The sequence below is a fragment of the Rothia nasimurium genome, from assembly GCF_035916755.1.
Lineage (GTDB): Bacteria > Actinomycetota > Actinomycetes > Actinomycetales > Micrococcaceae > Rothia.
In genome coordinates this window covers 220,923-246,107 of the sequence record NZ_JAYWIX010000001.1, presented here as the reverse complement: position 1 = coordinate 246,107, position 25,185 = coordinate 220,923, and the positions used below count along the sequence as shown (strand labels likewise).

The window sequence follows — 25,185 nt, the reverse complement described above, 5'->3', positions numbered from 1 at the left end:
TTCGGGAGGAATCTGGTCCCTAGTTGCTACATAGCCTCTGCGGCCAGGTAACCCGGCAGCCACATCGCTTCCCAGGCCGGAGCCTCGGCAGCCAGCACGGTACCTTCCCGGTCAGGAGCCCGGGTTGCCAGGCAATACGCGGAGGCGTCAGTGGTTCGCACCAGGTAGCCGTACTCGACCATTTCCCGGCGCATAAAGGCATAATCCTGCCAGAGGGCGGCCAGGATCTCATTGACCTGTTTCTCGGTGTAGGTGCGCCCGGGCTCAAAATAGGTCACTAGGTGCAGCAGCAGGTGGGCGCGGGTGCGGCGTTTGGAGGGCCAGGCTGTGAGGCGGTCGCCCTGTAGGAAGCGGTCTACGACTGCGCGGTGTTCTGCGTAGGCTTGTTCGCGGGGATCGGCCAGGACGTCGGTCGTCGGCTTGGTCTTGAGCAGGGCGGCTCGGGCGGTGGTGTAGTTTTCACCGGTTTCTTCCATGCGGGCGCGCACGAGCTTTTTGAAGTTTGATTGGGCAGTCACGGGTATCGACTTTCTTCGCACTCTAGCTGCGATATCAATCGACGGTTCGGTGGTGCCTGCCCCGGCTTTGGGTTAGCCGGTGCAACCCGAGAATTCTCTTCCCTTCGCGCTGGTGGCCTGCTTGCTAGAGTCACAGGGGCAAAGCGCTGGGCGGTGGGTGACGCCACACACCTTTATATCACAGTTTCTCCCGTATGTAACCAAAAGGCCTAGAGGCTAACCTCTCCCCTGATGAGGGTGTGGGTTGTCACGCCAACCCAGATGTCGGGGGTGCCGGTGGGGTCGGCGTCCTGCCCTACCGTGATGGTGAGTCTGCCGTCGCGGTGCAGGCAGGTGCCCTGGCGTACGGTGTAGGTTCCGGCGACCCGGTTTTCGCGGGCGAGCCACTGGGCGACGGAGGCGTTGAGGGAGCCGGTGACCGGGTCCTCAGAAACGCCGATGCCTGGTACGAAGGCGCGGATGTCGTAGGCGATGTCTGAGCCTTCCGGGTGCATGGCGAAGACGCCGAGTTTGAGGTCTGTGCCGCGGGCGAAGTCCGGGGTGAGGGCGAGCAGACGGTCGGGGTCTGCAATTTCGACGGCGGACCAGCCGGGCCCGTTGTCAACCCACTGGTGGGAGAGAATCTGGCTGCGCTCTAGCCCTAGTGCGGTGGCGATTTCTGCAAGGGTTGCCTCGTCGAGGGCACCGGTGCGGACGGTTGCGGGTGCGGCGAAGGCAAGCTCTTGGCCGCTGCGGGTGATGTCGATGAGCCCGGCTGCGCATTCTTGCACGATGACGTCGGGGCGCTGCGGCTGATCACCGGCTTCTAGCCAGGCGTGGGCGCTGCCCAAGGTGGGGTGCCCGGCGAAGGGCAGTTCGCCGTCGGGGGGTGAAGATGCGGACGGCATAGTCGGCTCGAGCGTCAGTCGGTTGGGTGATGAAGGTGGTTTCTGAGAGGTTGGTCCAGCGGGCGAAGTCCTGCATCTGCTCGTCGGTGAGGCCGCTGCCGTCGAGCACCACAGCTAACGGGTTGCCTTTGAGCGGAACCGAGCCGAACACATCGACCTGGGTGAAGGGGCGGGTTTTCACTTTGCGATTTCCTCCTTCTAGTGGGGTTTTATTTTTCAGCATTAACGAGGCTTATTCGTAAGGGTAGGTGGAGCAGGCTCACAGCGAAGCTGCTGGCTCGGGACTGGCGTGAATCGCCCTTGTGAGCGAAGCGAACCAGGCGAGAGGGTCGGCAGCGAGCGTGAGCCTGCGGAACCCCTTATAAATAAACCTCAACATATAATCCAAACAGCAAGTCAGAAACACCACACATCCCTTGCGCGCTAATCCAACCTTGAAATTAATTGAATGATATTAGACATTACAAAGATTTTAATTTTTCATATTTCCAAATTGTCCGAGCCGAATCTATAATCAAAGTGAACTGGGGCGTTATTTTCCCGAGCATCAGCATTAATATTAAATATAATATCCACATCTTTTTGGGCGTTGATAATAAATGTTTTAACAACTCCGGTATCCCATCCTCGGAAACTAGATCCCTGACTCTGAATAACCTGACCCACCTCGCCCGTGAGTACATATATCTCTATCGGATCCCTGAAGCCTACGCCAAATGAATAAGTTGCATAAAAATTAACATAACCTAACGGGGGCCCTAGAAGGGTTAATTTTATCCTTCGCTGATTACCATCAATTTTTTCTTCTTCAACAGAAAACCATTGTTGAAGTACTGTAGTTGAAGATAGATTCAAAGCTGATTCTAGTGCTTGAGCAGCTCCTTGATGAAACACCTTTAGACGAAGTGAATACACTTCCATCAAATAATTCCTTGCAGATTGTTCTTTACCCCAAGCGTTTTCATACTTCGGAAAGCCTGGGTCGATTACTGCAATAGAACGGGATTCTTTGCCCTCCAGCCAGGCAAAAATAAGATTATTGATATGTTCATCTGCAAACGAGTAACCTGCAACGACAAGATGGTCTGCACGTTCCAATGCTTCTTCACCAGCTCGTAGCAGGTCTAACGTTGGGCCCTTCGTTGATAGCTTTTCTTTGTCACCTAGAACAATCCAAGGCTTACTAGAGACTGGAACTAAATCAGCTTCTGCTGTAACATGCGGAAGGAAAGAACGCTGATTTGTTTCGTGCCAGTTTAAAGAGCCGTGCATTTTTATGAGGTTAATATTTCCTGGCGTGTGATTCCAGTTAAGCTGAGTTCCAGGGCGCCATTGATCAAAACCATAATTTACATTGACCTCAAGTTGCTCTGCCATTGATTCAACAGCTAAATCATAGTTAAGGGTCAGGACATCCAGCCCTTCTTCTTGAATTTCAGCAAGTTCAGCAAGAGGATTTAAATATTGCGTTTCGTTGAGCTCACTCAAGATTTGTTTTACTATTTCAAATACTTTGTTTTCTGCTTCTTCAAATGATTTTCTGGAGTCAAGCTTGAATCCGATGAGGTTACGAATTTCTTGATACAGATCGCGAGTTCGATTTCTATAGTTATTGATGGAACCTGTAACTGCCCCATGAAAAGCTCTTTCAAACGAGTGTGAGGACGTGCTATGCCTAGTAGACGATGAAAAACCAGCTGAACCCGGCTTCCAATTCATAACAAAGGGAGCCGATTCGTGGTTATCAGGATCTTGCAAAAGGCGAATTGCAGAAACCAGTCTTTCAAAATCAACCGCCTTTAATGGATTTCCCCCTTCTCTTGATTCGAAATCAACCATAGAGCCGTAAATAAAATTCAGAGACTGAACCCAGTCCTCAGGCACACCTCGAGAAAAAGGATGAGGCTGATTCGCAATTTCTAGCACATTTCTGGCTAGTCCCTGTGTTTGCGGAAGACCAGCGTCGACAGATGCACCAGCTCCAAATAAAACAGCTGTACGCCTTTTTGAAGTTGCCATAGTTTAAACCCTTCTCCACTTTCAAACCAAAATATAGCTAGCCAATGTAGCCTTATGATTATAGAAAAATAGCAAGTCTATTTTAGTATCTCCCAAAAGTTATGGTGGCTAAGGAAACCCTTAGCCACCACCTCTTGTTCTTATTCGGTTACCTCAAACTTCGGCAGAGAATTGACCAGCTTCTGAGTCTCTAGTGAGACCGTCACGATACGTTGTAGCAGGTCTGCGATATAGCGGGGATTGCCTACCTCACGAGAGTAATCGTTCGGGTCATTCGTAATCTGAGAGTCCTTATGTGTCTTCACCTGGTAGCTCTCCATAATCCACGCAATAGCAGAACGACCATTCACCTGATACTCATAGACTTCCTCAGGAATACCCTCAAAAGTGATGTTCTCGTTATAGATAATCTTACTCTGATCCTTACCCTTGCCGAAGCTTATCTTCTTAACCCTGAAGAAGTCATACTGCGCATCTTTGGAATTAGGAACATCCTTCTTATATACAACCTTCAGAGGGTAAAGCGCAGCAGACTCATAGTTCAGATGCAAGTCAGCCAGTTCTCTGCCGGCCTTCACAAACTCTGAGAAGCCCTGAGCCAGAGGAATACGTGGCAGCATCTTCTTTAAGTCAGCTGCATATTTTTCACGATATTCGGAATGGTGCAAAAGAGCGTAGATGTAGTAGAAAATATCTTCCTTAGTGATAGAAGAATCTTCATAGTATTCCCGATACTTCTTCAGAGTTGTATCAGTGATGTTATCCTTACGAACGTAACCGCCAACGACTTCACCATCCATAATCTCAAAGTTGAAACCACCATCAGTATCGACAATGGGTTCATACGTATAAAGAGAAAATACCTGGTTAGCCGTAAGAATATTCAAATCGGGAAGAACATTTGTCACTAACAAAGAAAACGGCTTTGGAACCGCGACGCCTGTCGTGAAGAATGCGATATTTGAATGTTGTGGTGATGGAAACAACTTCGGCAACTGATAAATCATATCGTTAAGTTCACGATTGAAATACGCGGTTTGCTTACAGAACGGACGATAATACGACGCCCTGACAGAATCCTGTTCGAAAGAAAGCTCTTTCCCTTGCTCACGATATTTAAGCAGTGATCTGTTCCAGCTAATCTGTGTTGAATCTAGTACAGGTTCGGCTAGTTCAATCTGGCTTGTATAGAAGTCAATCATGCTTCGCATATTTGATTCGAGGTTGTTCTTTGAAAAGTTATATGCCCAAGCATCACGGTTAGTTTTAAGACCGCTAGAGTACAGTTGGAAAACGGCTGGGGTATCTTTCTTACCCTTGGTTTCTTTATCACCAATTGGCTGATACGAGTCATACTTTTCATCGCGCTGGTTTATCCAGTCACCCGCTTCATTCGGGGTAATCAGCTCCCACTCAGTACCCAGAATAGACTCCTCTTTGCTGAGGATATCCAGCTTCTCCTCACGAGACAGATAATCACCAATATCCCGATAGAGTAGCTCAGCAGAACCAGTGAAGCCTGCTTTCTTCACTAAGAGACAGATAGCAACCTGCGTACGGGAACCCGAGCCAAAAATCTTGCCGCCCTCACGGCGAGACTGCTCACCCGATGTCCTCTGATTACCGCGCAAATTGTAAACATATATCTTCGAAAACTCTTTCACAAAAGTCTTACGAATACCATCTGCACTATTGCCGTCAATAAAGGAACCGTTCGAAACAAAAGCAATTACGCCGTCTCCCGTCACACGGTTAGAGGCCCAACGAATACCGCGAATGTAGGAGTCGTAGAGGCTGTTCTTATTGGTACCCGTTGAGAGTTTGGCATAGGTGTTTGCAATCGAAGCATCCAAAGCCGGGTACTTCTCATTCTGGTTATTATCATTGGCACTCGTCTGACCAGCAGAATAGGGCGGGTTCATCACCACCACCTGAATATCCTGCTCCAATTCACGAGCCGCACGCTCACTATTTGCCTTAAAACCAGGCACATCCAAATGACGTGCAGACTCCGACAACTGGAAAGTATCAGTCAGCACCATGCCCTCAAAAGGTAGGTACTCGCCGCCAACACCAGCTGCATCAGCCGCCTCAGCATAAGCAGTCTCAATATTAATTGCCGCAATATAGTAAGACAGCAACACCAGCTCATTGGCGTAGAGCTCACGAGTGTACTTACGCCGCATATCTTGCGGACGAATCAAACCCAGCTGGAAGAGACGAGTTACAAAAGTCCCCGTACCCACAAAAGGCTCAATAATCGAAACACCCTCATCAGATAAGGACTTACCAAAAGCATCCTGCAAAACAGCATCAGCAGAACGAAGAATATAGTCCACCACAGGAACCGGAGTAAAGACAATACCCAAGCGATCCGCAACTCGCGGGAAGGCATTCTGGAAGAAACGGTCGTAGAGGTATTTAATTGTCTCCTGCTTACCAGCAGCACTATCAAGGCCAGCCACACGCTTCTGTACCGACTCGTAGAAAGGTTCCAGGGACTGACGCTCACGCTCAAACGCCGCATTAGAACCCAGATAGTCCACCACGTTCTGCATAGACATAGAGACCGGGTTCATCTCGGTGAACTTATGGCCAGCGAACATCGCGTCAAAGACAGGCTTAGTAATCAGGTGCTGAGCCAGCATCTCAACCGCCTGAGCACGGTCAATCGCAGGGTTTAGGATAGTCTGCAAGCCCTCAACGAACTCAGAGAAAACCCTCTCAAGTTCATCATCAGCATTTTCTAGCAGGCTGTTAATCAGGGAGATGTGCTTACCAGCGATAGAGGCAATATCGTTCGACCAGTCGTCCCAGTATTCACGGGTGCCGACCTTATCAACGATCTTGGCGTAAACGCCGTCCTTCCACTCTTCAGCCGGGAAATTCAACAAGCCCTGAATACCCTGCGGGCTACTACTGGCCGGAAAATCAGACTCGCCAGCATCTGAAGCATCAGCAGAGCCAATGCCCTCAGAAGAACCGGTGTTCTTACGTAGGTCAATCATCTCAACCACAATAGACTCAGGGTTCTTATCATTGAGCTGAATCTGGTTAATAGCTGCATCCATACGCTCATCGTGAGCACGCAAAGCTTGAAGAACCTGCCAGACCACCTTGTAACGCTTGTTATCAGAAAGAGCCTCAGCCGTGGACACGCCTTCAGGGATAGCAATGGGCAGAATAATGTAACCGTACTTTTTGCCCTCAGCCTTACGCATCACGCGACCAACAGCCTGAATCACATCAACCATAGAGTTACGCGGGTTGAGGAAGAGAACCGCGTCAAGGTTGGGAACATCCACGCCCTCGGTCAAACAGCGAGCGTTCGTGAGAATACGGCAGACCGGATTCTCAGACTCGATATCTTCTTTCAGCCAATTCAAACGCTCAGCACGAGCCTGAGCGTTAAAGCCACCGTCAATATGCTGAACCTGGACGCTAAGATCATCGGTCGGGTCTTCGTTATCGAGGTTACGCAGGTGCACGCGGACGAGTTCTTCAAACTCGTTGGCGATGTTCTGTGAAGCCTTGATGGACTTGTTGAAGGCAACCGCACGCTTCATGGGTGCGAGGTCGTCACCGAAACTGGTTTCAAAAGAACCGCCTCGACGCTTTGAAAGTCCATTCCAGCAACCGATAAGTTTAGCCACGTCATCAATGTTCAGCTCATTGTATTCGTCGGCAAGAACGCCCTGGAATGATGACGTAACTTGGTTTTCATCAACGCCGAGCACCATCACCTTGTAATCAGTCAAAAGCTTCTGCTCTACAGCTTCACCAAAACCTATACGGTGGAAAACCGGGCCGAACTTCGCTTCATCATCCATTGAAGTCAGAACAGCGTCGGCTTCTTTTGCCTTGTTCTTCACGTTGTCGTTGAAGAGGCGAGGGGTTGCTGTCATGTAGAGGCGCTTATCGCCGCGTACCAAGTCGTTATCATGAATCTTAACGAAGTGAGACTGATCTTCACCAGGTAGAGTAACACCGGTGGTGCGGTGTGCTTCATCGCAGATGATAAGGTCGAACTCAGGAACACCAGCGTTTTGAGCAGCGGTCACCGCATCAACAGATTGGTAGGTAGAGAAAACAACGGTGAGCCCTTCATCGAGTTCGTTGTTTTCCAAAGCTGCTGCAAGGGTCAGACCGTCTGTGGTTGCTGGAATCTGGAGGTCTTCAATTTTGGTGTCGCCGGTGTCGTTGGCGGTGGCACGGCGCCCTTGCCCTACCTTAGTATCGGAGCAGACCGCGTAAGCGTGCAGGGGTAACTCGGTATCGTCTGAAAATGCCTTAATAGATTGAGACATGAGAGCTAGAGACGGAACCATGAAGAGCACTCGGGCACGGCCGTCGTTCTTCTCTGCAAACTTTTCAGCGATCTTGAGTGCGGTAAATGTCTTACCGGTACCACATGCCATGATGAGCTTGCCGCGGTCTGCTTCTTCAAAGCCTTCGATAGTTTCTTTGACTGCTTTGTGCTGATGCGGCAGCAGGGACTTCTTCTGAACGGTTTGAACGTTTTGTTCAGGGCGGTCGAAGTTGAAAGTAGACCAGTCGATGTTGGATTCTTCCATCTGGCTTAGACCGATACGCTGTACAGGCATCAGCTGGGAATCCAGCATTTCCTCTGCGTTCTTAGACCATTTCGATGTGGTAGAGACAAGAACGCGGTGGGTGAAGGGGCGGCGCGATGATGCAGAGAGGAAGGAGTCGATGTCGCCCTTCACAATGGTGTGGTCTTCTTTGTAGAACTTACACTGGATTGCGGTGAGTCCGCCGTCCAGTCGTTGTGCTACCAGGTCGATACCGATGTCGCCGAAGTTTTTGCGTTCAGGCCATTCGTTCCAGAGCCAAACTTTAGAGTACTGTTGGGATTGAACACCATCATTGACTAGGTACTGACGAAATAATAGTTCCAAGCAGTCACCGAGGTCGCGAGGGCTAGTCGAGCTGTTACGGTAATGGTCCAGTAAATTTTCGAGCGTGGTAGACATAATATTCCCCTCTTGTGTGCGGAATGAGCAACTACCGTAATCCTACCCTTAGAGAGCCACCGCCCTTTAATTTTGAGGTGTTAATTAGGGGCTCACCATCTGAAGGAAAATTATTACTAGTAGCCCCAAAAGGGCTATAGAAGGTTGAACTAACAACCAGTAGTCATCATCAAGATACTTTCCTACCGAACTTCGCACCCCGCCGCTTGGACTGCACCCTTGACTTCCCCAATGCTGACTTCGCCGAAGTGGAAAATTATAGCTGCAAACTAGGCTTCCGCGCCGATCTCAGTGGCGGGCGGGAAGTACCAGGCCAAAGCAGTTCTCGATATGGTTAAGGACTACCAGCCCTCTTCCCAGAAATAGAGTAAGAACGATAGGCTCTACGTTAGAGAACAAATACGTCATACCTAGGATAGGAGGGTAGGAAATGACTATTAGCGCTGTGAATTCTGCAATGTGCAGAGCAGTCAGAAAAGCTAAAAAGGTACTAAAGACCAGTAGCGAAACTACAACTCGTCGCTCACACACCGAACATACGCGTGGCACAGATGGGCTAATAGACGCAAAACGGAGTCTCTATGCTCTACAGGCAAAGTCTCTGCACAACAGCCTGCCCATCAAAGACCTCGAAAAAGCATTTAGCCGTCTAGCTACAGAGAAACGCTAAAGCCCTTTAGGTTTCATTTTCGGAATTCCGCTCGGAGTGGTAAGGCCAGCCAGGCTCACAGCGAAGCTGTTGGCTCGGATGAAGTGAGCGAGTGCGAGCGCGCGAGCACACAAGAGCTAACGTAATCGGCCGTAAGGCGGGGCGTGAGGGTCAGGCTTGCGCCTATTCCGCCCGCAGATTTATTTCCTCGCGCGCTCGGAATCTGCTGGGCTCCATCCAGCGTGAGCCTGGTGAGCCTTACTTGTCTTGTCCTCTCCTACCGTACTTCGTACCCCGCCGCTCGGATTGCGTCCTTCACTTCCCCAATGCTGACCTCGCCGAAGTGGAAAATTGAAGCTGCCAGGACGGCGTCCGCCCCTGCTTCGATGGCGGGTGGGAAATGCTCGGCGGCGCCCGCGCCGCCCGAAGCAATCAGTGGTACGGTGACAACAGAGCGCACCGCACGAATCATGGGTAGGTCAAAGCCGGCCTTGGTGCCGTCGGCATCAATGGAGTTCAGCAGGATCTCGCCCGCGCCGCGCTCCTGGGCCTCAGCAACCCATTCAAGCAGATCAAGCCCGGTGGATGTGCGGCCGCCATGGGTGGTCACCTCATACCCCGAGGGGGTAGCGTCCGACTTCTTAGCGTCCGCAGAGAGCACCAGCACCTGGGAACCAAACCGCTCGGTAATCTTGTTGATTACCTCGGGCCGGGCAATAGCCGCAGTATTGATAGAGGCTTTATCGGCGCCGGTGCGTAGCAGGCGGTCGACGTCCTCAGCAGTGCGCACTCCTCCGCCCACGGTCAGCGGGATAAAGACCTGCTCGGCGGTCGACGACACCACATCGAAGGTGGTCTGGCGGTCAGAAGAAGAGGCGGTGACGTCCAGGAAGGTCAGCTCATCGGCACCCTCAGCGTTGTAGCGTTTGGCGAGTTCTACCGGGTCGCCAGCATCGCGCAGACCCTCAAACTTAACGCCCTTGACCACGCGACCGGCGTCCACATCAAGACACGGAATAACACGAATGGCAACACCCACGGGCGCGCCCCCTTTCCTTGAAAGCAAAACTGAAGCGGCGGCGTCCGCCCATATCAGGGGCAAGGATGCCGCCGGGTAAGGTTACAGGCGCGCAGCCTGAATGGCGGTGACCAGGATGCCGCGGCCACCGATCTCGTAGAGGGAATCCATGACCTTATTCGCTGCCTTGCGCGGCACCATGGAGCGCACGGCAACCCAACCCTCGCGCGAGAGCGGCGAGATGGTCGGGGCTTCCAGGCCGGGGGTCAGTTCCTTAGCCGCACCCAGGTTAGCCTCCTCGATGTTGTAGTCAATCATGACGTACTGGCGGGCAATCAGCACACCCTGCAGGCGGCGCTGGAGGCGCTCAAGACCGGCGTGGTCCTCAACCCCGGGGCGCTTAATCAGCAGGGCCTCGGAGCGCATAATCGGGTCGCCAAATGGTTCAAGACCAGCGGCGCGCATGGTGTTGCCGGTTTCCACGACGTCGGCGATGGCGTCAGCAACGCCCAGGCGAATTGAGGACTCAATAGCACCGTCCAGGCGTACGACTGAGGCATTGATACCGGAGCGTTCCAGGTAGTCGGTCAGCAGGCGCTTGTAGCTGGTGGCAATGCGCTTACCGTCAAGTTCGGACGGGTCGGTGTAGGTACCGGTGGGCCCGGCCAGACGGAAGGTGGAGCGGGCAAAATCGAGTTTGAGTGCTTCCTCAGCGTGGGTGCCGGAGTCGAGCAGCAGGTCACGCCCGGTGATACCGACGTCCAGGGTGCCCTCGCCCACGTACACGGCGATGTCGCGGGGGCGCAGGTAGAAGAATTCAACCTCGTTGTCCTGGTCAACGAGCACCAGCTCGCGGGAGTCGCGGCGCTGGAGGTAGCCCGCTTCGGTGAGCATGGTGATGGCAGCCTGAGAGAGCATGCCCTTGTTAGGAACTGCAACGCGCAGCATAGGTTTTTCCTTTGCAGTGGTGGTTTAGAGGTACTTGTAGATATCTTCGGGAGTCAGTCCCTTGGCGATCATCATGCACTGCAAATGGTAAATCAGCTGTGAAGCTTCTTCGGCGAACTCTGCGTCAGACTGGAATTCAGCGGCCATCCAGACCTCGGCTGCTTCTTCTACGATTTTCTTGCCAATAAAGTGCACGCCTTTGTCGAGTTCCGCAACGGTGCCGGATCCCTCGGGGCGGGTTTGGGCCTTTTCGGCTAGCTCTGCGAATAGGGTTTCAAAGTTCTTCACGGTCACTAGCCTACTCCTCTTTAGGCAGCTGGGCTTACCGGGTAGGAGCAGATTTCATCTTTCGGGCACGCGTGCAGGGTGAGATGCGCGGACGGACGCCTGCCCCGCGCCCAAGGCAGGGGCGAGGGCCGGTGCAGGCGGCTGAATGTAACTGAAAATGCCATCTGCGCGTCAAAAGAACAAGCAGATGGCACTTTCCGTTACAGTCAAGGCTTGAGCCTAGGTGGGGTGGGCCGCTTTAAAGCCCACCTATCTTTAGAGCCCCCGCAGGGCCACCACGGTTTCCAGCGCCGCCGCCATTGCCTCGTAGCCCTTGTCTTCGGTGGAGCCGGGCAGGCCGGCACGGTCGATGCCCTGCTCTTCGGTGTCGCAGGTCAGCACGCCAAACCCGACGGGGGTTTTGGTTTCTACAGAGACCTTGGTCAGGCCACTGGTAGCTGCGTCGCAGACGTAGTCAAAGTGGGGGGTGCCGCCGCGGATGACCACGCCCAGGGCGACGAGCGCATCGTACTTCTCAGCCAGGGTTGCGGCGGCTACCGGCAGTTCAAAGGTGCCGGGCACGCGCACGATGGTCGGTTCGATACCGGCATCCGCTGCCGCGCGCTGGGCGCCGTCGAGCAGGCCGTCCATAATCTGGGTGTGCCAGGACGCCGCAATCACGGCGACCTTCAGACCTGCGGTGTCTGCGGGGTTGAGTTTGGGGGCGGGTGCTCCTGCTCCGCTCATGGTGTTCTCCTTAGGGTTGGGGTGGGGGTAGGTACCAACTAATTCAGAAATGACCACAAACTAGATGGGTTTTTCTGACTCAGATGGTACCTAGTTGAGGATGTGGCGCATACGGTCGCGTTTGGTGGCGAGGTAGCGCTCGTTTTCGGGCCGGGGTGCAATCACGTCGGGCACCAGCCCTGTGACCTGTACTCCCAGCTCGGCCAGGGCTTCGGCCTTGGCCGGGTTGTTGGTGAGTAGGCGGACGCGGGTCAGCCCGGCTGCTTTCAAGATGGCGGACGCCTGGGTGTAGTCCCGCGCGTCAGCTGGGAAGCCCAGGTGTAGGTTGGCGTCGAGGGTGTCGTCCCCGGCATCTTGCAGGGCATAGGCGCGGAGCTTATTCACCAGGCCAATCCCCCTGCCCTCGTGCCCACGCAGGTACAGCACAGAACCGCCCATCTCTTGCACGGTGGCGAGGGCTTTTTCTAGCTGGGGCCCGCAGTCGCAGCGGTAGGAGCCTAGCAGGTCACCGGTAGCGCACTCGGAGTGGAGCCGAACCAGGTGGTCTTGCCCTTCCTCCCCAGAGGCGAGGGGGCGTCTGTCCGCACCGACCGCTGTGGCGAGCATGTGCTCGGTGCCGTCGGCAAACTCGTAGGCAGACACGGCGAAGGTACCGTGAGGGGTGGGCACCAGCACCGGCTCGCTGCTGGCTACCAGGGTGTTTTTATCGGTCACTGTCGCGCTCCTGCAGGTAGGTGACCAGGTCAGCGATGGAAATCATGGGCATGTTGTGTTGGGTGGCGAAGGCGCGTAGGGCGTCGAAGCGCATCATGGTGCCGTCGTCGTTCACGATTTCAGAGATCACGCCGACCCCCGAGAGGCCCGCGAGCTGGGAGAGCTCTACCGCTGCTTCGGTGTGGCCGGGGCGCTGGCGCACTCCCCCGTCGACCGCGCGCAGGGGCAGCACGTGGCCGGGACGGGTCAAATCTCCCGCAGAGGACGCCGGGTCGGCGAGTACCTGAACGGTGCACGCCCGGTCAGCGGCTGAGATGCCGGTGGTGACGCCGTCGCGGGCGTCGCAGGTGACGGTGTAGGCGGTGCCCTTGGTGTCCTCGTTGACCTCAACCATGGGCGGCAGGCCCAGGGCATCTGCCCGTGCGGCGCTCATAGGGGCGCAGATGACACCGGAGGTGTAGCGGATGGTGAAGCCCATGAGTTCAGGGGTGGCGTGTTCAGCGGCGAAGATGATGTCGCCTTCGTTTTCGCGGTCTTCGTCATCGACCACGACGACGGCCCCGCCGCGGGCAATTTCGGCAATCGCCCGGTCGATGGTGTCGAGGGCGGCGGCGCGGTGCTGGGTGCCACCGCCAGCGCTACCGGTGGGGGTAAGGCCTAGACCAGCTACCGACCCCGATACCGCCAGAATACGCTGCACGTACTTGGCGAGGGCGTCGGTTTCGAGGTTGACGGTATCACCCACGGTCAGCTCACCTAAGGTGGTGGCTTCAAGAGTGGCAGGGATCAGACCTACTTCGAACCAGTGGGTGTCGGCCTGCGGGTGGGATACGGCGGTGACGGTCAGCGACGCACCCGAGACAGTAATGGAGCCCTTCTCGGTCAGGTGGGCTGCCATATCTCGCGGCACGCGTATGCGCACGGTACGCCAGGATTCGTGGTCTTCGACCTTGACCACGGTGCCGAGCCCGTCCACGTGGCCCTGCACGACGTGCCCGTCAAAGCGGCCGTCGGCTGGCATGCAGCGCTCAAGGTTGACGCGCGCGCCAGGGGCCAGCTGCCCCAGGTTGGTGCGGCGCAGGGTTTCACCCATCATGTCGGCAGCGAAGTAGCCGTCGGCAAGCTCACGGGTGCGAGTAGCGGTCAGGCAGACGCCATTGACGGCCAGGGAGCCGCCGTGTTCCAGGTCGTCGATAATCGGGCCAGCATTGATCGTCACAACGGCTGATTCAACCCGGCCCGAGCTATCGAGTACGGGTTCAAGAGATTCTACGGTGCCGACAGCGGCAATGATTCCGGTAAACATGAGGTCCTTAGGTGGGAGGGTGGGGCCGATAGAGGCAGCGCCGCGTGTTGGCGTGGGGCTGGCATGAATCATGTCGAGCGCCCCAGCGCGAGACATGAGAGGGTCACACGCGGCGCTGCGTCTATCGGGCGCACCTTATCGGGTTTCTATTCCGTTTGCTGGCACAAGCCGGGTGCGGACGTCCGCTCCCAAGGTTTGCGCTGCTGGGTGGTGGGTGAGATGGTCGAGCTGCCAGCGCCCCGCCTGGTTCAGGCTGCTGATGCCGAGGTCGCCCAGGGCTGGTTTTCCGGCGCCGAGCAGCAGGGGCGCTCGGTACCAGTAGAGTTCGTCGACCAGGTTGGCGCGCATGAAGGCGGTGATGAGGGTGGGGCCGCCTTCCAGGAGCAGGTGCTTCACGCCCCGTGCGTAGAGCTCGGTAAGAGCCTGCTGGGGGTCTCGGATTGGCAGGTGAATTGCTGTGCCCTCTGCTACGGCCTCGGCCAGGTGCCCGTCTACAAGCTGGCTGGTACCCATGACCACGCGCAGCGGTTGCTGCTCGGCAAGCTGCCCAGTGCCCGTCCTTGCTGTGAGCTGCGGGTTATCGGCTTGCACGGTGCCGGTGCCGACCATGATGGCGTCGGCGCGGGCGCGCAGGGCGTGGCCGTCGGTGCGGGCTTCTTCCCCGGTGATCCACTGGCTTGTTCCGTCGGCGGCTGCGATGTAGCCGTCGAGTGAGCTGGCAATTTTGGCGGTGACGAAAGGACGCTTCCCGGCAGCCGCTGCGAACCAGCGGGCGTTGAGGGCGTAGGCTTCGTTCTCGAGTACCCCGCCGCGCACGGTGATGCCTTGGGAGCGCAGGTAGGTGGCTCCCCCGGCGGCGTGCTCGGTGGTATCAGAATAGGCGTAGATGACCTCGGCGATTCCTGCCTTAGCGATGGCGACCGAGCAGGGGCCGGTGCGGCCGGTGTGGTTGCAGGGTTCTAAGGTGACGTACATGCGGGTACCACGCACGTCGATGCCGGCTTCGCGCGCGTTTGCTAGGGCGTGGGCTTCGGCGTGGGGGGTGCCGGCGCCGCGGTGCCAGCCGGTGGCAAGGAGCTGCCCGGTGGCGTCCACAATGACGGCGCCCACCAGGGGGTTAGCCCCGCGCACGCCCTTGCGGGCTTTATCGAGGGCAAGGCCCATGGCCTGGGTGTCGGTAAAGAGTGCCATGGTTAGCGTACATCCACGGTGGGGTCGGGGAAGGCTGTTTCGACCTCAACCTTGCCCATTTCGCGGTTGCGGGTGCGCCACCAGACGAAGAAGCCGGTGAGGGTGAAGGCCCCGTAGAAGAGGTACATGAAAGCGCTGGCGTAGTAACCTGCTGACCAGAGCAGGGGCACACCGACCACGTCCACGGCGGCCCAGACCAGCCAGAACTCCACCCAGCCCTTAGCCATGCCGTAGGTGGCGAGCAGGGAGCCGGTGAAGATCCAGGCGTCTGACCAGACCGGTTCGTAGGAGCCCAGGGCGCGGAAGATGGGGGTCAGAACGCCGGTGCCGACCAGCATGAAGGCCACGATGAAGGCTCGTTCGCGCCAGCTGGCCCACTGGGGAATCACTGCTGCCTGGCCTGCGTCGCCGGTCTTGCGGGTTTGGTTCCAGCGGTACCAACCCCAGATGGAAACAGCGATGAACATGATCTGGCGGCCTGCCTGCCCCAGCAGGTTAGCGGTGCCGTAGGTTGACCCGAAGAGGGTGCCTAAGAAGACGGTGAGCAGAAGCAGGTTGCCGAGAATACCGACGGGCCAGGCCCAGACTTTGCGGCGCATGCCGCCGAGGGCTGATAGTAGGCCAAAGATGTTGCCAAGGACTTCGCGCACCAAGAGGGACTGGTTATCGCCAATCGCAATTTGAGCGTCGAAGAGCCACCGCAAGAAATCCATAAAAAACTCCCAAAGCGAGTGGCTCCGGGAGAACAAATCGAGTGTACCCGGCGTTGGCTAGCTTCGGTGGGCGTTAGTCAGGACGTCGGCGGGCCGGGCAGTCGGGTACGGCAGATGCCGCGGGGGGCACCTTACGGTTTGCTCGTGCTACCTTCCATCCAGACTGTACTGTCTGCCAAGGAATTCCACCTTGCAGGTATCGGGCACGTGGATGTGCCGTCAATTAGCGGGCTATCACCGCAGGTTCGGATTTTCACCGGGTCCCGGAGCACGATATTTTTTCTTTTACTCTTCAAGTTATAGCACGGCAGGCGGCTGTAACCGTCATATTGTGACTTAATTCCCGCTAAGCTGCATACTCTCCTTTTTCAACCTGGGTGCCTGGGGTGCCCTCTACGCCATCGGCCCAGAACTCTACCCCGGCCACCTGCGCGGTTCCGGTACGGGTGCGGCTGCCGGCTTCGGCCGTCTAGCCTCTATCACCGCCCCCCTACTCGTGCCCGCCCTGCTGCCGCTGGTAGGTGTTTTGGGGCTCTTCGTTTTGTTTGCTCTAGCCTTCTGCACTGCAGCTGGCGCGACCTTCCTGCTGCCTGAAACCCGTGGCAGGCAGCTCGCCTAACCCCGAGACGGTCATCAGTCGCTACACTTGAGGTGCATAAAGTTTTCTACCCCCGACCTTAGGTGAGCTGTGTCTGACGCGAAACCCGCCAATATTCAAAAACGTGATACCACCTTCAAGCAGGAGCACGGTGCCGTGGCGCACCTGGTCAAGCGCAAGCCCGATCAGGCTGTCGCCCGTGCTGTGAAGGGCGCCCAGAAACTGCTGGACGAGGGCCAGGGCAAGCAGGCCCTGAACGTTCTCACCCTGGCTAAGCCTGTACTGGTTGCCGGGTCAGAGGACGCCGCAGCCTACTACAGCATGCTGGCCACCATCCACCGCTCTATGGGCAACGAGCAGGCTGCCGAGCGGGCCGAGAAGAACCTGGCCTAAGGCAAACTAGCTGCCGGGGAGCCGGTTCAGCAGCTCCTTCACAAAGGTCTCATTATCGGCATCCCCAGCGGCGGCGTAGTGCTGCGCCGCCTGCATCAGGTAGCCCTGGGCGGCGTCCGTGTCCCCGCTTTGAGCTGTGACCAGGGCAAGTAGCTGGTAGGTTTCCCCTAAGAAGGCGTGGTCTTCTAGTGCACGGGCAAGGTCAAGAGCTTCAGCGAGCAAGGGGCGGGCAGCGTCCGCATCCCCTGTTGCCAACAACCCTTGAGCCTGGGCATTGCGCACGTGCATGAGCTGAACCCTGTGATTGCCCGCGGCATACAGCTCGTACGCCTGGGCCAGATAGCTCTGGGCACCAGCTTCATCCTGGGCCTGTCGGGCAAGTCCCGCCAACGCCACCAGGTTGTGGGCCTGCCCCTCAGCATTCCCTTGGGCTTCATATCCGCGCAGCCCCTGGGTGTACCAGGTCTTGGAACGCTCGAAGTCTCCCAATTCAGCGTGCAGGGACCCCACCTCGGTGGCGAAGTCGGGCAGCTGCTCGGCATCGGGTTTAGCTTCAGCCAGTAAGGCGTGGGCACGGGTCACCTGAGTAAGAGCAGGGGTGGGATTGCCCAGGTCTCGGTTGACCTCGCTCAAAATTTTCAAGGCAAGAATCTGCCCGAAGACTTCGCCAGCGCTCTCAAAACCACCGGCGGCGGCCTGCAGAGCGGGTAGGGCATCGGCCAGCTGCCCGGTAGCGATGAGTTCCTGGGCGCGGGCTAGCTCGCGGTCGGCTTCTTCAAGGGGAGTTAGGTTCTGAGTCATGGCGTCCTAGTGGGTGTGGGCGGACGCGGCAGCCCGGCGCAGGCCCGCGATAGCGGCTTCAAGGTCGTCCGCACCGTAGATAGAGGAACCGGCAACAAAGCAGGTGGCACCTGCCTCGGCCGCGCGCACAATGGTTTCTTCGGTGATACCACCGTCAACCTGCAGAATCACCTCAGCCTCTGAGCCCTCAATGGCGGCAGCCGCCCGCTTAATCTTTGGCAGGGTGACGTCAAGGAAGGCCTGGCCGCCAAAGCCCGGTTCAACAGTCATAATTAGGAGCATGTCGAGTTCGCTGAGCATATCCATGTAGGGTTCAACGCCAGTGGCAGGGCGCAGGGCCATGCCCGCCTTAGCACCGCTTTCACGCAGGGTGCGGGCCAGTTTGATGGGAGCGATAGCGGCCTCAGCGTGGAAGGTCACCGACTCGCAACCAACCTCAGCGTAGGCGGGGGCCCAACGGTCGGCGTCCTCAATCATCAGGTGCACATCAAAAGGAATGGGCGAGACCTCTTTGAGACGCTTCACAACGGGCAGCCCCCAGGTCAGGTTGGGAACAAAGTGGCCGTCCATCACATCGATATGGGCGGCGTCAGCGGTCGAGATAGCGGTGAGCTCCTCCCCCAGCCGGGAGAAGTCAGCGCTCAAAATGGAGGGGTTAATAAGGCAGGTCATACAGGCTCCGTTCAAAAAATATCTTTCTCCATAGCGTTACACCTGGTATCCAAGGAAAAAATCACCAATTTATCATAGGATATGACTACACTCACCCAGGAGAATGTATGCAAACACTAGGAAATCTCTCAGAAATTATTTCTGCTCTCACTGCAGCTGCCGCACTTATAGCAGCCATATTCGCAGCCCGCTACGCTAAAGGACAAATGGAAGCTGGCAAAGAGCAACTTGTGGCTGTCAACAAACAAATTGATCAGATGCAGCATCAGCTTACCATCGAACAGCAGCGAGACTTTGCGGCCCAGGAACAACTCGAAAGAACTCAAGCATCTGCAATTGCAAGCTGGGTAGAGACCTGTGACAGATTTAGCAACCGAGTGATTATTGAGAACACCTCTGTAACCCCGGTCAAAGACGTTCAAGTTACTGTCAACACCCGCCTTTCATACTGGCATCCAGCTGAAAAAACCTATAAGCCGACCTTTAATGAAAAGGTCAAACTTGATGTTCCTGTCGTCCCGCCGGGTAAATATTCATTTGAATACCGGCCAAACCCAGGTAAAGAGAAATCTCTCAAAGCTATTGACTGGCATTGGGCTTACGGGCAACCTTACAGTAACACAGCCACTCCAAGCCATCCTGTCCTCAACAGCCCCAAATGGATGGTAACAGAACTAATCTTCACGGATGCCACTGGTATGACATGGGTTCAGGATCACGAGGGACTACACCGGCCATCCCCCACACATCAACGTTAACGATATGAACCTGCAATACTTTTTGAATAAACCACAATCATAAAGTAAAAAATTTAATTAACAGCACCCTCCTGTATAAGCCATGTCGAATCCTCGTTGCTATCAGGAAGGTGTCGTCCATGCGCCCCAAGTCGCTAGTACCACGCTAAACATAAGAACTATCACAGACAGAAGGCCCCTTTCACAGCCCATCAGGTTGAAAGGTAAAAGCTAAAATTTACTCATATTTATTCAACGGTTAGGAAAACTATGAACTCGGTTCTGCTTGCGGTCCTGGTCATGCTCGTCCTCTCCGCAGCACGCGTACACGTCGTCCTGGCGCTCTTCATCGGAGCTCTCGTGGGCGGCCTTCTCGGCGGGCTCGGACTGGACGGCACCATGGTCGCCTACCAGGAGGGCCTCTCGGGTGGTGCCATGCTGGCACTCTCCTACGCCCTGCTCGGTGCTTTCGCCATGGCGGTTTCCAGCTCGAGTCTGCCCCAGCTCATCGCCAACGGCATTATTGCCAAGGTCGGCTCAGAAAGCTCAGAGACCAACCATCGCATCGAATACACCGTCAAGTGGCTGCTGCTGGCCGGTATTCTGGCCATGTCGATTATGTCGCAGAACCTGATTCCCGTTCATATCGCCTTCATTCCGCTCATTATTCCGCCCCTGCTGGCTGTCTTTAACCGCTTGAAGCTCGACCGCAGACTCATTGCCTGTGTGCTCACCTTCGGCCTGGTAACCACCTACATGTACATGCCCGTAGGCTTCGGCGCGATCTTCCTCAACGATATTCTTTTGGGCAACATCAGGCTCGCTGGTATGGATACCAGCGGCATCAACGTCATGACCGCCATGGCTATCCCCGCCCTGGGCATGGTCGTTGGCCTGCTCATTGCCATCTTCTTTAGCTACCGCAAGCCCCGCGCCTACCAGACCGTAGAGCTAGCCCCCACCGAGAGCACAACCACCGAGGTCAAGAAGTTCAACGTGGTCGTTGCAATCATCGCTATTATCGCCACCTTCGTGGTTCAGGTGGTCATGCAGTCCATGGGCACCGAGGCCAACTCCCTGCTGGTCGGTGCCCTGGTGGGCCTGACCATCTTCATGGTGACCGGTGCGGTCAAGTGGAAGGAGGCCGACGACGTCTTCACCGCGGGTATGCGCATGATGGCCCTGATCGGCTTCATCATGATCTCGGCCCAGGGTTTCGCCGCGGTTATGGATGCCACTGGCGACGTGGATCCCCTGGTGACCACCGTGGCTGACCTCTTCGCGGGCAACAAGGCAGCAGCTGCCATGGCCATGCTGGTAGTGGGTTTGATCGTCACCATGGGCATCGGCTCGTCCTTCTCTACCCTGCCCATTATCACCACCATCTATGTGCCCCTCTGCCTGGCCCTGGGCTTCTCGCCCCTGGCTACGGTTTCTATTATCGGTACCGCAGGTGCCCTGGGCGACGCGGGCTCCCCCGCCTCCGACTCCACCCTGGGTCCCACCGCCGGTCTGAACGCGGACGGCCAACACGACCACATCCGTGACTCGGTGATTCCCACCTTCATCCACTACAACATCCCCCTGCTGATTGCAGGTTGGGTAGCTGCTATGGTGCTCTAACCCCGGCAAGGGGATCTGAAAACTAAAAAGGACCGCATAATATGCGGTCCTTTTTAGTTTTCAGGTCCCCTCGTGTTCAGTGGGGTGGCCATGAATTTGCGGTGAGGACTGAGTGCCTAGTTCTTGCGGAAGAGGGCGAAGAACATAGCGTCGGTGCCGTGGATGTGCGGCCAGAGCTGGGCGGTCGTAGCCCCCTCCGCTAGGGTCGCTCCCTTGGGCGCTTCGGGGGTGAAGGCGGGGTCCAGTTCCCCGGCAAGGACGGACGCCCCCGTTTCGTCCCTGCGGGCAACGGCCCGCAGGGCAGCACCGGAGTCCAACAGGGTTACATCGACCTTGCGCAGAATATCGTGCACGATGCTCTGGGTTTCTGCGGTGTGAGGTGAGCAAGTTACATAGGCGATCAGGCCGCCGGGGCGGGTAACTGATGCTGCTGCCTTAAACAGGTCGAGTTGCAGGGGCAGCAGTTCAGCGATGTCGCGGGGGCTCTTGCGCCAGCGGGCTTCGGGGCGGCGGCGCAGGGCACCCAGGCCGGAGCAGGGCACATCGACCATGACGCGGTCAAAGCGCACATCGCGGGGCATACCCTCGGGCAGGTTGGCACCAGCAGCGACGGTGCGCTCAATCTGGCGGCCGTCACCGGCCACTACCGAGTAGGAGGCGGACGGCAGCGGGGCCAGGGAGCGGCGCACCAGCTCGGCCCGGTGTTCAGCAGCTTCGTTGGCCAGCAGTCGGGCCCCGCGCTGGGCGCCCAGGGCACCGAGCAGGGCTGCCTTGCCACCGGGGCCGGCGCAGAGGTCAAGCCAGTTGCTGTCGTTGCCCTCAAGGGGAGCATCAGCCAGGGCGCGGGCAACCAGCTGGGAACCGGCGTCCTGGGCACGCACAACCCCCTCCCGCACCGATTCAAGGCGGGCAAGGTCGCCTGCCGAGTAGAGGGCGGAGCCCTCGACTAGAGGGCCGTCCTCGGCACCGGCGGCGCGGGCTTCGTCCAGGGTTCCCAGGCCCGGCAGGGCAACCAGGTTGACCACGGGTGAGGCGTTATCGGCATCCAGCAGGGCCTCAACCTCGCCGGGGGTCCGGCCGTGGGCAGCCAGAGCCTGTCGGAAGGAGCGCACCACCCAGGCCGGGTGAGACTTCTCAAGGGCCAAGCGGGTGAGCTCGTCGGGGGCTTCCTCGGCGATAAGGGCGTACCAGTCTTCGGGGGTTCGCTCAGAAACCCTGCGCAGTACCGCGTTCACAAAGTTAGCCGGGCCGGTGCCGATCTCGGCGCGGGCCAGGGCAACCGTCTGGTTAAGGGCGGCGTGGTCGGGCACGCGCATAGCCACCAGCTGGTGGACGCCCAGGCGCAGCACCAGCAGAATCTTGGTACCGATTTTCTCCACCGGGCGGTCAACGCAGTGAGCCAAAATCGCGTCGTAGGTGCCCTGGTTGCGCAGGGTGCCGTAGGTCAGCTCGGTGGCAAAACCAGCATCGCGGGCATCAAGCCGGGCAGAGCGAATCGCCTTGGGCAGCACCAGGTTCGCGTAGGAGTCGTCCAGGGCAACAGCGCTCAGCACCTCAAAGGCCACGGCGCGGGCCCTATCTGCTGTGCGGGCGCGCTGGGAGGGAGCGGACGCCGAAAACGCCCGGTCCTTGACCGCCTTGCGGTTGCGCTCGTGCCCCTTAGCATTGCGGCGGGTCTCTCCCCCACCGCCGCGCTTGGCCTGGTGCTCGCCACCGGGGTTGCGGTTACCGCGCGAGCCACGGGGGTTCGGGGTACCCCCGGCCTGCCCCTGCTGGGTGCGGTCGTCGCGCTTGCGAGCCCCGCTGCGGCCCTGGCCAGCTCGGTTAGCACCGGAGCGGTTAGCCCCCGCCCGGCCCTTACCGCCGTTTGAGCGTCCGCCTGCTCCGCGTCCACCTGCGTTCATGCTCATACCAGCACCACTTTCCCTTCTGCCAGGGCCGAGCCCTGACCGCGCGCCCAGTCGGCGGCGTTCATCATTTTCTTGCCTGCAGGTTGCACCTGGGTCAGTTCTAGAGCACCGTCGGCGCAGGTGACAGCCACCTTTTTACCGGCCCAGAAGAGGGTTCCGGGCTCCCCCACGGGCTGCGCCTGGCTGGTCTTGGCCATACCGAGTTTGAAGCGGGCTCCGTCGAGTTCAGCCCAGGCCCCGGGTTCGGGGGTCACACCGCGCAGCTGGGCAATAATATCAGCGCAGGAACGGGCAAAATCCACCCTGCCATCGTCGATAGTGAGCTTGGCTGCGTGGGTGGCTTCGCCGGACTGCGGAGTGCCGGTAGCACCTGCGGCAATATCGTCAAAGGTAGCAGCCAGCAGGGCGCCGCCGGTTGAAGCCAGGCGGTTGAGCATATCCCCGGCGGTATCAAGTTCCCTTACCTGCGCCGATTCGGACCGGAAAACCGGGCCGGTATCGAGACCGGCATCAATACGGAAGGTGTTGGAGAAAATCTCGGTCTCCCCCGCCATTAGGGCCCGCTGCACAGGAGCTGCCCCGCGCCAGGCAGGTAGCAGCGAGAAGTGCAGGTTAATCCAGCCCTGGGGCAGCAGGTCGAGGGCGCTCTGCGGCAGCAGGACGCCAAAGGCCACCACCGCCGCAATATCGGCACCCAGCTGCGCAACGGCGTCCGCAACCTCATCGGACCAGCGGTTAGCCTTGATGATAGGCAGGCCCAGCTCCTGGGCGCGGGCTGCCACCGGGGACGGGGTCAACACCCGTTTGCGCCCCACGGGGGCGTCCTCGCGGGTGAGCACCCCCACCACCTCATAGCCCGCCTCAAGCAGGCCGTTCAGAGGCGCGACGGCGACCTCCGGGGTACCGGCGTAGAGAACCTTCATGCTTACCTTTCCACTTAAACTTTCGAACCAGCAGGTTTAGATACCAAAAGCGCCGGGCTTTTTAGCAGCGCCGAAGGAACCACCCAGGGCACCAAAGCCCGATGAGGTTTTCGCTGCGCGTTCACCCTGCACAGCAGCGGCAACCTGGTTGTAATCTGCCTGGCGAATCTTGCGCCAGATATTCTTCTTGTCCTCTCCCTCAACCCGGTCAATGAACATGGTGCCGTAGAGGTGGTCGGTTTCGTGCTGGAGCATACGGGCAAAGAGCCCCTCGCCCTCGTAGACCACCGGCTCACCCTTGCAGTTCACGCCGGTAACCCGTGCCCAGTTCTTACGCGGGGTGGCGGCAGACAGGCCGGGGACCGACAGGCAGCCCTCGCCACCCTCCTGGGGTTCGTCGCCTACCTCAAGCACAGGGTTGATGATGTGCCCCTCGCGGCCGTCAATGTTGCCGAAGGTAAAGATGCGCTTAGAGATACCCACCTGGGGCCCAGCTAAACCTACACCCTCTACGTCGTACATGGTTTCAAGCATGTCGGCCACCAGTTTTTCAAGGTCGGCGTCGAACACGGTGATGTCGTCGCACTCGGTGCGCAGAACGGGGTCGCCTACAGTGCGAATGGGCAGAATAGTCATGCTTCTCTTTCTCGTCGGTGAGGTTAGGACGCCGCTGCGTCGGGTAGGTCTGTTCCGGTAGCTGCCGGGGGCGGAACTACCGGCATGAGGGAGTCTTCGGGGGTTTCGGAGAGGTCGCGGTTGAGGTCCCAGACCCGTTTGAGGGCGCAGAACTTGTACCAGTTACGTTCTAGTACCCGGGGGTTGGCCTGCTGGGGTACCACCTGGGTTTCGCCCAGGGCAACACCCATGAGGATGCTCGCTCCCCCGTGTTGCCAGGGCTCCCAGCTGCCGTGTTCAGCGTCAACCAGTGCTTCTTCTGCTTTGACACCGGCGACCAGCTGCATGACCACCTTATCGTCCAGGGGCTTGACCCGCCCCTTGCGGTCGGTGCCCTTGGTTTTGTAGTCGATGATGCAGGTGTGACCAGCAATTTCGGCGACCAGATCGAGGGTACCGGCATAGCCCACGGTTTCGTTCCAGATGGTCACTTCGGTGGCCAGGGGCTTGGGGCGGTAGAGGTCCCACCACTCGTCAAAGCGGTCGGCGTAGGCCTGTTCCCCGTGGGCGATGAGGTTCTCGCGATAGCCCTCTACCTCGTGGGGCAGGCCCATGGCGCGCAAGGCTACCTGTTCCGCGTAATTGTGCACGCGATCGCCCCTGGCCGCTGCGGCGTCCCGGTAACGTTCTGAGGCTGCCGCCGCGTCCCGAATCACTGCGAACTTGAGCCCGGCTGAACTGGTGGCCCGGTAGGACCGCTGGTCTTCGAGGGCGGCCTTGGCCGCCATATAGCCGTGCCAGCCCGAGAGGTCGTTAGCCTGCTGCCCAATCACCGTGGTAATCGAGGGAACCAGTAGCTCCCCGCCGACCGTGCGCGCGTACATGCGACCGTGGTCGGTTGCTGACGCTAGCATGGGTGTGGTCACGCGGCCGTCCTGACGT

General features: G+C 57.7%; 22 protein-coding genes and 1 pseudogene. 4 read left to right on the top strand and 19 right to left on the bottom strand.

Features of this window, described 5'->3' with window-relative positions:
* Positions 1–26: 26 nt before the first annotated feature.
* The 13 genes from VSX42_RS01095 to pnuC form a co-directional block, all read right to left on the bottom strand.
* Entirely contained in the window at positions 27–518 is a 492-nt protein-coding gene (locus VSX42_RS01095; RefSeq protein ID WP_326502578.1) for a DUF2087 domain-containing protein, read from the bottom strand.
* A gap of 209 nt (positions 519–727) precedes the next feature.
* Positions 728–1,405 carry a PhzF family phenazine biosynthesis protein gene (locus tag VSX42_RS01090; RefSeq protein ID WP_326502577.1) on the bottom strand — a complete coding sequence of 226 codons (678 nt, stop codon included), beginning with the start codon at positions 1,403–1,405 and terminating at the stop codon, positions 728–730.
* Positions 1,314–1,586: a PhzF family phenazine biosynthesis isomerase gene (locus tag VSX42_RS01085; RefSeq protein ID WP_326502576.1), complete on the bottom strand. Its 273-nt coding sequence runs from the start codon at positions 1,584–1,586 to the stop codon at positions 1,314–1,316. Before VSX42_RS01085 ends, VSX42_RS01090 begins: the two co-directional genes overlap by 92 nt.
* 299 nt (positions 1,587–1,885) lie before the next feature.
* Positions 1,886–3,424 (bottom strand): SIR2 family protein, encoded by a 1,539-nt coding sequence (locus tag VSX42_RS01080; protein ID WP_326502575.1) that lies wholly within the window; start codon positions 3,422–3,424, stop codon positions 1,886–1,888.
* A 140-nt stretch (positions 3,425–3,564) separates the two neighbouring features.
* Positions 3,565–8,418 (bottom strand): DEAD/DEAH box helicase, encoded by a 4,854-nt coding sequence (locus VSX42_RS01075; protein ID WP_326502574.1) that lies wholly within the window; start codon positions 8,416–8,418, stop codon positions 3,565–3,567.
* A gap of 926 nt (positions 8,419–9,344) precedes the next feature.
* Positions 9,345–10,106: an imidazole glycerol phosphate synthase subunit HisF gene (gene hisF / locus VSX42_RS01070; protein WP_326502573.1), complete on the bottom strand. Its 762-nt coding sequence runs from the start codon at positions 10,104–10,106 to the stop codon at positions 9,345–9,347.
* Positions 10,107–10,187: 81 nt separating this feature from the next.
* A complete protein-coding gene (gene hisG, locus VSX42_RS01065) occupies positions 10,188–11,033 on the bottom strand; it encodes an ATP phosphoribosyltransferase (RefSeq protein ID WP_326502572.1) in 846 nt (281 codons plus the stop codon).
* Positions 11,034–11,057: 24 nt separating this feature from the next.
* Positions 11,058–11,321 carry a phosphoribosyl-ATP diphosphatase gene (locus VSX42_RS01060; protein ID WP_083093058.1) on the bottom strand — a complete coding sequence of 88 codons (264 nt, stop codon included), beginning with the start codon at positions 11,319–11,321 and terminating at the stop codon, positions 11,058–11,060.
* Between the two features lie 255 nt (positions 11,322–11,576).
* The gene (ribH, locus tag VSX42_RS01055) at positions 11,577–12,047 is read right to left on the bottom strand and encodes a 6,7-dimethyl-8-ribityllumazine synthase (RefSeq protein WP_326502571.1); all 471 of its coding nucleotides are present in this window, start codon (positions 12,045–12,047) and stop codon (positions 11,577–11,579) included.
* Between the two features lie 90 nt (positions 12,048–12,137).
* Positions 12,138–12,761 (bottom strand): GTP cyclohydrolase II, encoded by a 624-nt coding sequence (locus VSX42_RS01050; RefSeq protein ID WP_326502570.1) that lies wholly within the window; start codon positions 12,759–12,761, stop codon positions 12,138–12,140.
* On the bottom strand, positions 12,751–14,163 hold the full coding sequence (gene ribB, locus VSX42_RS01045; RefSeq protein WP_418950750.1) for a 3,4-dihydroxy-2-butanone-4-phosphate synthase: 1,413 nt from the start codon (positions 14,161–14,163) through the stop codon (positions 12,751–12,753). Before ribB ends, VSX42_RS01050 begins: the two co-directional genes overlap by 11 nt.
* A 39-nt stretch (positions 14,164–14,202) precedes the next feature.
* Positions 14,203–15,258, bottom strand: a complete 1,056-nt coding sequence (gene ribD, locus VSX42_RS01040; RefSeq protein WP_326502569.1) for a bifunctional diaminohydroxyphosphoribosylaminopyrimidine deaminase/5-amino-6-(5-phosphoribosylamino)uracil reductase RibD — start codon at positions 15,256–15,258, stop codon at positions 14,203–14,205.
* Positions 15,259–15,260: 2 nt separating this feature from the next.
* Positions 15,261–15,971, bottom strand: coding sequence for a nicotinamide riboside transporter PnuC (gene pnuC / locus VSX42_RS01035; protein ID WP_326502568.1), 711 nt, complete (start codon positions 15,969–15,971; stop codon positions 15,261–15,263).
* 352 nt (positions 15,972–16,323) lie between these two features.
* Here pnuC and VSX42_RS01030 point away from each other — a divergent pair.
* Positions 16,324–16,590 (top strand): annotated as a pseudogene (locus VSX42_RS01030) (MFS transporter); the annotation flags it as partial.
* A gap of 69 nt (positions 16,591–16,659) precedes the next feature.
* Positions 16,660–16,962 carry a hypothetical protein gene (locus VSX42_RS01025; RefSeq protein WP_326502567.1) on the top strand — a complete coding sequence of 101 codons (303 nt, stop codon included), beginning with the start codon at positions 16,660–16,662 and terminating at the stop codon, positions 16,960–16,962.
* Positions 16,963–16,968: 6 nt separating this feature from the next.
* On the opposite strand, the gene VSX42_RS01020 is transcribed toward VSX42_RS01025, so the two are convergent.
* On the bottom strand, positions 16,969–17,763 hold the full coding sequence (locus VSX42_RS01020; protein WP_326502566.1) for a tetratricopeptide repeat protein: 795 nt from the start codon (positions 17,761–17,763) through the stop codon (positions 16,969–16,971).
* 6 nt (positions 17,764–17,769) lie between these two features.
* Positions 17,770–18,435: a ribulose-phosphate 3-epimerase gene (gene rpe / locus VSX42_RS01015; RefSeq protein WP_326502565.1), complete on the bottom strand. Its 666-nt coding sequence runs from the start codon at positions 18,433–18,435 to the stop codon at positions 17,770–17,772.
* A gap of 107 nt (positions 18,436–18,542) precedes the next feature.
* Between rpe and VSX42_RS01010 the strand changes: the two genes are divergently transcribed.
* Together VSX42_RS01010 and VSX42_RS01005 are read left to right on the top strand one after the other, a co-directional pair.
* Complete coding sequence (locus tag VSX42_RS01010) at positions 18,543–19,193, top strand: hypothetical protein (RefSeq protein WP_326502564.1); 651 nt, start codon at positions 18,543–18,545, stop codon at positions 19,191–19,193.
* A gap of 249 nt (positions 19,194–19,442) precedes the next feature.
* The gene (locus tag VSX42_RS01005; RefSeq protein ID WP_326502563.1) at positions 19,443–20,795 is read left to right on the top strand and encodes a Na+/H+ antiporter family protein; all 1,353 of its coding nucleotides are present in this window, start codon (positions 19,443–19,445) and stop codon (positions 20,793–20,795) included.
* A 116-nt stretch (positions 20,796–20,911) separates the two neighbouring features.
* Here the strand turns inward: VSX42_RS01005 and VSX42_RS01000 are convergent, their stop codons facing one another.
* The 4 genes from VSX42_RS01000 to VSX42_RS00985 are packed head-to-tail and all read right to left on the bottom strand — an operon-like array spanning position 20,912 to position 25,169.
* Positions 20,912–22,699, bottom strand: coding sequence for an RsmB/NOP family class I SAM-dependent RNA methyltransferase (locus VSX42_RS01000; protein ID WP_418950752.1), 1,788 nt, complete (start codon positions 22,697–22,699; stop codon positions 20,912–20,914).
* Positions 22,700–22,701: 2 nt separating this feature from the next.
* Entirely contained in the window at positions 22,702–23,628 is a 927-nt protein-coding gene (gene fmt / locus VSX42_RS00995) for a methionyl-tRNA formyltransferase (protein WP_326502561.1), read from the bottom strand.
* 36 nt (positions 23,629–23,664) lie between these two features.
* Positions 23,665–24,264, bottom strand: a complete 600-nt coding sequence (def, locus tag VSX42_RS00990) for a peptide deformylase (RefSeq protein ID WP_237185335.1) — start codon at positions 24,262–24,264, stop codon at positions 23,665–23,667.
* A 23-nt stretch (positions 24,265–24,287) separates the two neighbouring features.
* Positions 24,288–25,169 (bottom strand): cytochrome, encoded by an 882-nt coding sequence (locus tag VSX42_RS00985; RefSeq protein WP_283489288.1) that lies wholly within the window; start codon positions 25,167–25,169, stop codon positions 24,288–24,290.
* Positions 25,170–25,185 lie beyond the last annotated feature (16 nt).

Coding starts and splice junctions, on each gene's coding strand:
- def (WP_237185335.1), bottom strand. CDS start 24,264: ATGACTATTCTGCCCATTCGCACTGTAGGCGACCCCGTTCTGCGCACC.
- fmt (WP_326502561.1), bottom strand. CDS start 23,628: ATGAAGGTTCTCTACGCCGGTACCCCGGAGGTCGCCGTCGCGCCTCTG.
- VSX42_RS01090 (WP_326502577.1), bottom strand. CDS start 1,405: ATGCCGTCCGCATCTTCACCCCCCGACGGCGAACTGCCCTTCGCCGGG.
- VSX42_RS01010 (WP_326502564.1), top strand. CDS start 18,543: ATGCAAACACTAGGAAATCTCTCAGAAATTATTTCTGCTCTCACTGCA.
- VSX42_RS01075 (WP_326502574.1), bottom strand. CDS start 8,418: ATGTCTACCACGCTCGAAAATTTACTGGACCATTACCGTAACAGCTCG.
- VSX42_RS01080 (WP_326502575.1), bottom strand. CDS start 3,424: ATGGCAACTTCAAAAAGGCGTACAGCTGTTTTATTTGGAGCTGGTGCA.
- rpe (WP_326502565.1), bottom strand. CDS start 18,435: ATGACCTGCCTTATTAACCCCTCCATTTTGAGCGCTGACTTCTCCCGG.
- ribD (WP_326502569.1), bottom strand. CDS start 15,258: ATGGCACTCTTTACCGACACCCAGGCCATGGGCCTTGCCCTCGATAAA.
- VSX42_RS01000 (WP_418950752.1), bottom strand. CDS start 22,699: ATGAACGCAGGTGGACGCGGAGCAGGCGGACGCTCAAACGGCGGTAAG.
- pnuC (WP_326502568.1), bottom strand. CDS start 15,971: ATGGATTTCTTGCGGTGGCTCTTCGACGCTCAAATTGCGATTGGCGAT.
- ribB (WP_418950750.1), bottom strand. CDS start 14,163: ATGTCTCGCGCTGGGGCGCTCGACATGATTCATGCCAGCCCCACGCCA.
- VSX42_RS01005 (WP_326502563.1), top strand. CDS start 19,443: ATGAACTCGGTTCTGCTTGCGGTCCTGGTCATGCTCGTCCTCTCCGCA.
- VSX42_RS01020 (WP_326502566.1), bottom strand. CDS start 17,763: ATGACTCAGAACCTAACTCCCCTTGAAGAAGCCGACCGCGAGCTAGCC.
- hisG (WP_326502572.1), bottom strand. CDS start 11,033: ATGCTGCGCGTTGCAGTTCCTAACAAGGGCATGCTCTCTCAGGCTGCC.
- ribH (WP_326502571.1), bottom strand. CDS start 12,047: ATGAGCGGAGCAGGAGCACCCGCCCCCAAACTCAACCCCGCAGACACC.